This window comes from Palleronia rufa (genome assembly GCF_000743715.1).
GTDB classification, from domain to species: Bacteria; Pseudomonadota; Alphaproteobacteria; order Rhodobacterales; family Rhodobacteraceae; genus Palleronia; species Palleronia rufa.
This window is the reverse complement of sequence record NZ_JQEY01000021.1, coordinates 42224-48636: the sequence shown is the minus strand read 5'-3', so window position 1 is coordinate 48636 and position 6413 is coordinate 42224. Positions and strand designations below refer to the sequence as shown.

Here is a 6413-nt window from a genome sequence, read left to right as displayed (position 1 = left end):
CCATGTCGCCGCAAACAGCGATCCAGCCCGGAGCGCGAGACGTTCGGGTTCAGGAACTCGCGAACGACGGACAGCAGGTCGTCGAGCGGCAACAGCAGAGCCTTCCGCAACGCTACGGCAACCGCCTCCTGGGCAGGGGTCAGCGTCGTCTGCAGCCTGTGCGCGGTGTGGCTGTGGTCGTGAACGCCATCCCGCTTGCGCCACTTCCAGACCGTCTGTTCGGAGATGCTGTAGCGCTCCGCAACCATCCACGCCGGCTCATCGCTCGCCTGCATCGCAGCTCTGATCCTGGGTGTCGTCGTCGCCTGCTTGTGAAGAGAGATCAGCATGATCGTCCCCCATCCCGAACCTCACGCAGAAACGACCTTGCCATGAAGAGCGCAGACCGGCGAGAGTCTATGTGATCGTCCGGGACTGAACACATAGCCTTTTCTCCGGGTTTTCAAAATAGATGGAACTGATGATGGTCTGCGCGGACCCGCTCGCCTACTCCATCTTTGCCGAAGCGATCGGCGGGCATGCGTTCTACAAGCCCCTTCGGACCGTCCTGTTCGGTATCGGCGCCGCTGCCGTGGTCATGGCGCTGGTCTCATGGGAAGCGCGGGGACGTCTGAGCGTTCCGCGATGGCTCGCTTTTCTCGGGGACGCGTCCTACGCGATCTATCTGGTGCATATCACGGCCATGGGCGTCGCCGCGCGGCTGTTGCAGATGGTCGCGTTCGACAGCTTGCCGCCCTATCTGCTTGCCATTGTGCTGTCGGCGAGTGCCGTTCTGGCCGGGGCCGTCGCACATGTTCTGGTGGAAAAACCGGTCATCGCGCTGATCCGGGGACAGATCCGGCGCAGGCGGCTGACAACTGAGCCGAGCGCGCACTGAACGGACCCCGGGGCGTTCGGGACAACCAGCGGACAGTCGCTCCGCCCCCGACGCGGTACCGCGACCGGCGCTGCCGCATACCGGGCCGTCCCGGCGCGCCGCATGTCCGGCCGGTCCCGGGCCTGCATGGGGCCTCCTGCATCGCCCCGTCGTCCGAAACCCCTCCCCCGACGGTCCCCGCAAAGGTGCAAATCCGCGCGGCCGCGCCTACCTGTAGGGCAGAAGGAGCGCCCATGACCCTCGCCCTGCCGTTCGACAACAGCTACACACGCCTGCCGGACCGCCTGTTCGCGGCCCAGCGTCCCACGCCCGTACGCGCGCCGCGCCTTCTGGCGCTGAACCGTCCGCTGGCGGCGGCGCTGGGTCTGGATCCCGACGCCCTGGCCGCGCCCGACGGCGTCGCGGCCCTGGCCGGCAACGAGGTTCCCGCCGGCGCCACGCCCATCTCCCAGGCCTATGCCGGGCATCAGTTCGGCGGCTGGGTCCCGCAGCTGGGCGACGGGCGCGCGGTCCTGCTGGGCGAACTGGCGACCGCGACAGGCCGGGTGGACCTGCAGCTGAAGGGGGCCGGACCCACGCCGTTCTCGCGCGCGGGCGACGGGCGCGCCTGGCTCGGGCCGGTGCTGCGCGAGTATCTGGTGAGCGAGGCGATGCACGCCCTCGGCATCCCCACCACCCGCGCCCTGGCCGCCGTCGCCACCGGCGAGACGGTCCTGCGCGAAGCGCCCCGTCCCGGCGCGGTCCTGACCCGGCTGGCCGCCAGCCACATCCGCGTCGGCACCTTCCAGTACCTCTACGCCCGCCAGGACACGGACGGGCTCAGCGCCCTGACCGACCATGTGATCGCCCGCCATTATCCCGACGCCGCCGGGCCCGAGGACCTGCTGGACGCGGTCATCGGCCGCCAGGCCCGGCTGATCGCGGCCTGGATGGGGGTCGGCTTCGTCCATGGCGTGATGAACACCGACAACATGTCCGTCGCCGGTGAGACCATCGACTACGGTCCCTGCGCCTTCCTGGACGGCTATCACCCCGACACGGTGTTCTCTTCCATCGACAGCTACGGGCGCTACGCCTATGCCAGCCAGCCGCGCGTGGCGGTCTGGAACCTGGCGCAGTTCGCCACGTCGCTGCTGCCGCTGATGCCCGACCGGGACGCGGCGGTAGGGCGGTTCACCGCCCTCGTCAACGGGTTCGGCGACCGTTTCCAGGCCGCGTGGCTGGCGGTGTTCCGCGCCAAGCTGGGCCTTGCGACATCCGAGGACGACGACGCCGGCCTGGCCCGGCGCCTTCTCGACATCATGGCCGCGAACCGGGACGATTTCACGCGAACGTTCCGCGGCCTTGCCGACGGCACCGCCGCCGATCACGTCACCGACCGCCCCGCGTTCGACCAGTGGTCGGCGCTGTGGTCCGCGCGGCGCACCCGCGACGGGGCCGGGCCCGCGGCCCAGGAGGCGCTGATGCGCCGCACCAATCCCGCCGTCATCCCCCGCAACCACCGCGTGGAAGAGGCCATCGCCGCCGCCACCCAGGGCGACCTCGGCCCGTTCGGCGCCCTGCACGAGGCGCTTTCGACGCCCTGGCAAGACACGCCCCCCTTTGCCGACCCGCCCGCCGCGGGCCAGGAGGTCACCGCCACCTTCTGCGGCACCTGATCGCGGCCGTCCCGCGGCCCGGCAGATCCGGACCCCCCCGGCGCGCCCACGGCCCGCGGCCCGCCCGCCCGGTGCCGGACGGTCCCATCCGCCCGGCGGCCGCGGCCGGATCGGCGTGTCGCCCCGGGCCACCGCGCCGCCGTCCCGGACGCCCCCCCCGGCGCGGGGCGCAAGCCGCGCAGGACGGACCGCCGGCCCGCCGCAAGCCGGGCGGCGCATGCACGAACGGCGCGCCCCTCCGGACGCGCCCTGCCCCGACGCCCCCCGGGGCCTACGCCTATTCGGTGACGGTCACGCGCTCCATGACGTCGGGCGTGCCGGAGACGCTGCCCGAACGGCCGTCGCCACGCTTGATCGCGTCCACGATCTCCATGCCGGAGGTCACCTCGCCCACCACGGTGTATTGCCCGTTCAGATGCGGCGCCGCGTCGAACATGATGAAGAACTGCGAATTGGCGCTGTCCACCGACGCGCCGGAGCGGGCCATGCCCACGGTGCCGCGCTCGAACGGCAGGTCGGAGAACTCCTGCGCCAGGTCCGGCAGGTCCGATCCCCCGGTCCCCGCCCGGCTCAGGTCGGCGCCCGCGACGCCGTATTGCACGTCTCCCGTCTGGGCCATGAACCCGTCGATCACCCGGTGGAACACCACCCCGTCGTAGGCGCCGCGCTCGGCCAGGTCGGTCAGCCGCGCGACATGCTCGGGGGCCACGTCCTCGAACAGCTCCACATGGACCGTGCCGGAGGTGCCGCCGGAAATCTCTATGTCCAGCCCGGTGGCCAGGGCGGGGCCTGCCGCAACGGCAAGCAGCAGGGCCAGGCTACGCATCGGCGGCCACCTTCACCGACAGCATCCGGTCGGGATCGGCGGGCGGCTCTCCGCGCGCCAGCTTGTCGACATGGTCCATGCCCTCGATCACCCGGCCATAGACCGTGTACTGCCCGTTCAGGAAATGGTTGTCGCCGAAGTTGATGAAGAACTGCGAATTGGCCGAATTCGGGCTGGACGAGCGCGCCGCCCCCAGCGTGCCCCGGTCGTGCGGGATCTTGGAGAACTCCGCCGGCAGGTCCGGCATGTCCGACCCGCCGGTGCCGGCCATGCGGATGTTGAAGTCCTTTTCGGCATTCCCGTTCGACACGTCGCCGGTCTGCGCCATGAAGCCCTCGATCACGCGGTGGAACACCACGTTGTCATAGGCGCCCGCACGGGCCAGCTCCTTCATGCGCGCGGAATGTTCCGGCGCGACCTTGGGCATCAGCTCGACGACGACGCGGCCGTCCTTCAGCTCGATGATGACGGTGTTCTCCGGGTCGGTGATCTCGGCCATGGTGCCTCCTGCTCTGGGCGGTTTGCGTCGGCGGGACCCTAGGGCGCCCATGCGCCGGTGGAAAGGCCCGCTCGCTTGCGCGTGCGCGCGGATCGCGCGATGAACGACCGGCAAGACAACCGAAAAGGGGCCTGACATGGGCTGGAAGACGCTGGACGACATGAACCTGGACGGCAAGCGCGTCCTGACCCGCGTGGACCTCAACGTGCCGGTGGAGAACGGAAAGGTCACCGACGCCACCCGGATCGAACGCATCGTGCCCACGGTCCGCGACATCCTGAAGGGCGGCGGAACGCCGATCCTGCTGGCCCATTTCGGCCGCCCCAGGGGCAAGCCGGATCCCGGCCTGTCCCTGCGCCAGGTCGTCCCGGCGCTGGAACGCGCCCTGGGCCGCGAGGTGACCTTCGTCGAACGTCCCAACCCCCGGGACCTCGCCGCCCTGCCCGCCGACAGCGTGGTGCTGGTCGAGAACACGCGCTTTTCCCCCGAAGAAGAGGCGAACGGCGACGCGATGGCCGATTTCCTCGCCTCGCTCGGCGATCTCTACTGCAACGATGCGTTCTCCGCCGCGCATCGCGCCCATGCCTCCACCGAAGGGATCGCCCGCCGCCTGCCCGCCTTCGCCGGCCGCCTGATGGCCGAAGAGCTGCGCGCGCTGGAGGCCGCGCTGGGCAAACCGGACCGCCCGCTGATGGCGGTGGTCGGCGGCGCCAAGGTCTCGACCAAGCTCGACCTTCTGGCCAACCTGGTGCGCAAGGTGAACCATCTGGTGATCGGCGGCGGCATGGCCAATACCTTCCTGGCCGCCCAGGGGCTCGACGTGGGCAAGAGCCTGGCCGAGCACGACATGGCCGACACCGCGCGCCAGATCCTGACCGACGCGGACGAGGCGGGGTGCGGGATCATCCTGCCCCACGATGTCGTCGTCGCGCGGGAGTTCCGGGCCGGCGCCGAAAGCCAGACCGTCGCCGCCACCGCCTGCCCGCCCGACGCGATGATCCTCGACACCGGGCCGGACAGCGTGCGGCGGATCGTCCGGACCATGGACGGCTGCCGCACGCTGGTCTGGAACGGACCGCTCGGCGCGTTCGAGATCGCGCCCTTCGACGCCGCCACCAACGCCGCCGCGTCCCATGCCGCGGAGCGCACCCGCGACGGACGGCTCGTGTCGGTGGCGGGCGGCGGCGACACGGTCTCGGCGCTGAACCGGGCGGGCGCGGCGGAGGGATTCACCTACGTCTCCTCGGCCGGGGGGGCGTTCCTGGAGTGGATGGAGGGCAAGACCCTGCCCGGCGTCGCGGCGCTCGGCGGGTGACGCCCGGCGACGCGGCGGCGGCGGTGCGGGCGTTCTGGGCCGCCATGGGCACCAACGACTTCGCCGCCGCCGCCCGCCACCTGGCGCCGGAGGCCGTGGTGGTCATGCCCCTGAGCGGGGAGATGATCGTCGGACCCGACGCCGTCGCGGCCTTCAACGCCGCCTACCCCGCCACCGGGCGCTGGCGCTTTGACATCCGCAAGCTGGTGGCCGCTGCCGATGAGGTCGTGACCGACGTGGCGGTCTCGGACGGCCGGCGCACCGACCGCGTCATCAGTTTCTTCACGCTCCGCGACGACCGGATCGCCCGCATCGTCGAATACTGGCCCGAACCCACGCCGGTCCCCGCGGACCGCCCCCGTGCCGCCCCGATCCCGGACGGGTGGAACGTCCACGGGCCCCTGCCGGATCCGCGGTCCACCCCGTGACCGGGTCCCGCGCGCTGATCACCGGCGCGTCGCGGGGGCTGGGCGCGGCCTTCGCCCGGATCGCGGCGGCGGACGGCTGCGATCTGGTCCTGTCCGCCCGCACCCGGCCCGACCTGGACCGCATGGCCCACGCGCTTCGGACCCTGCACGGCATACAGGTCCAGGTTGTGGCCTGCGATCTGTCGGAACCCGGCGCGGCGGAGCGTCTGTGGGCCGCCGCGGGGCCTGTGGATATCCTTGTGAACAACGCCGGACTGGGCGGGTCGGGCGACGTCGCCCGGCGCGATACCCGCGCGCGGGACGGGCAGATGATCGCCGTCAACTTCGTGGCCGCCGCGACCCTGGCCAAGCTGGCCGCGGCGTCGATGATCGCCCGCGGACAGGGCCGGATCCTCAACGTGGTCTCCCTTGCCGGGTTCCTGCCGGGGCCCAACATGGCGGTCTATTTCGCCACCAAGGCGGGGATGCGCTCCCTGTCCGAGGCGCTCTGGCAGGAGACCCGCGGCCGTGGCGTCACCGTCACCGCGCTCTGCCCCGGTCCTGTGGACACGGATTTCTTCGCCGCCGGGGGTCTGGGCGGCGGACGGGCCATGCTGCCGGCCGGCCGCGTGGCGCGGGACGGCTGGGACGCGATGCACAGGGGTCGCCGCGTGGTTGTGCCGGGCCGGCGCTACAGGGCGGTCGCGCTGCTCTGCGGCCTGTTGCCGCGCGCGCTGCTGCTGCCGCTGGCCGCGCGGGTGCTGAACCATCGCCCCGCCCGTCGTACACCGCGTTAGCGCAAAGGGTTTGCCACCGGCCCGCCGGGCGAAT

At 71.7% G+C, this 6413-nt stretch carries 7 protein-coding genes and 1 pseudogene; 5 read left to right on the top strand and 3 right to left on the bottom strand.

Annotated features, from left to right (window positions below):
• Positions 1-329 (bottom strand): annotated as a pseudogene (locus tag KW83_RS17515) (IS481 family transposase); the annotation flags it as partial.
• Positions 330-451: 122 nt separating this feature from the next.
• On the opposite strand from KW83_RS17515, the gene KW83_RS17510 reads away from it, so the two are divergent.
• Together KW83_RS17510 and KW83_RS17505 are read left to right on the top strand one after the other, a co-directional pair.
• Complete coding sequence (locus KW83_RS17510) at positions 452-877, top strand: acyltransferase family protein (protein ID WP_036181544.1); 426 nt, start codon at positions 452-454, stop codon at positions 875-877.
• 233 nt (positions 878-1110) lie between these two features.
• The gene (locus tag KW83_RS17505; RefSeq protein ID WP_036181541.1) at positions 1111-2535 is read left to right on the top strand and encodes a protein adenylyltransferase SelO; all 1425 of its coding nucleotides are present in this window, start codon (positions 1111-1113) and stop codon (positions 2533-2535) included.
• A 277-nt stretch (positions 2536-2812) separates the two neighbouring features.
• Here the strand turns inward: KW83_RS17505 and KW83_RS17500 are convergent, their stop codons facing one another.
• Together KW83_RS17500 and KW83_RS17495 are read right to left on the bottom strand one after the other, a co-directional pair.
• Entirely contained in the window at positions 2813-3361 is a 549-nt protein-coding gene (locus KW83_RS17500) for a peptidylprolyl isomerase (RefSeq protein WP_036181540.1), read from the bottom strand.
• Positions 3354-3860, bottom strand: a complete 507-nt coding sequence (locus KW83_RS17495; protein ID WP_036181530.1) for a peptidylprolyl isomerase — start codon at positions 3858-3860, stop codon at positions 3354-3356. Before KW83_RS17495 ends, KW83_RS17500 begins: the two co-directional genes overlap by 8 nt.
• Positions 3861-3996: 136 nt before the next feature.
• Here KW83_RS17495 and KW83_RS17490 point away from each other — a divergent pair, with 136 nt between their 5' ends.
• From KW83_RS17490 to KW83_RS17480, 3 genes are read left to right on the top strand one after another with little or no spacing between them, the layout of a single operon-like run.
• On the top strand, positions 3997-5175 hold the full coding sequence (locus KW83_RS17490; RefSeq protein ID WP_036181527.1) for a phosphoglycerate kinase: 1179 nt from the start codon (positions 3997-3999) through the stop codon (positions 5173-5175).
• On the top strand, positions 5172-5603 hold the full coding sequence (locus KW83_RS17485) for a nuclear transport factor 2 family protein (RefSeq protein WP_200879709.1): 432 nt from the start codon (positions 5172-5174) through the stop codon (positions 5601-5603). The genes KW83_RS17490 and KW83_RS17485 overlap by 4 nt, the downstream gene beginning before the upstream one ends.
• A complete protein-coding gene (locus KW83_RS17480; RefSeq protein ID WP_036181524.1) occupies positions 5600-6379 on the top strand; it encodes an SDR family NAD(P)-dependent oxidoreductase in 780 nt (259 codons plus the stop codon). The genes KW83_RS17485 and KW83_RS17480 overlap by 4 nt, the downstream gene beginning before the upstream one ends.
• Positions 6380-6413 lie beyond the last annotated feature (34 nt).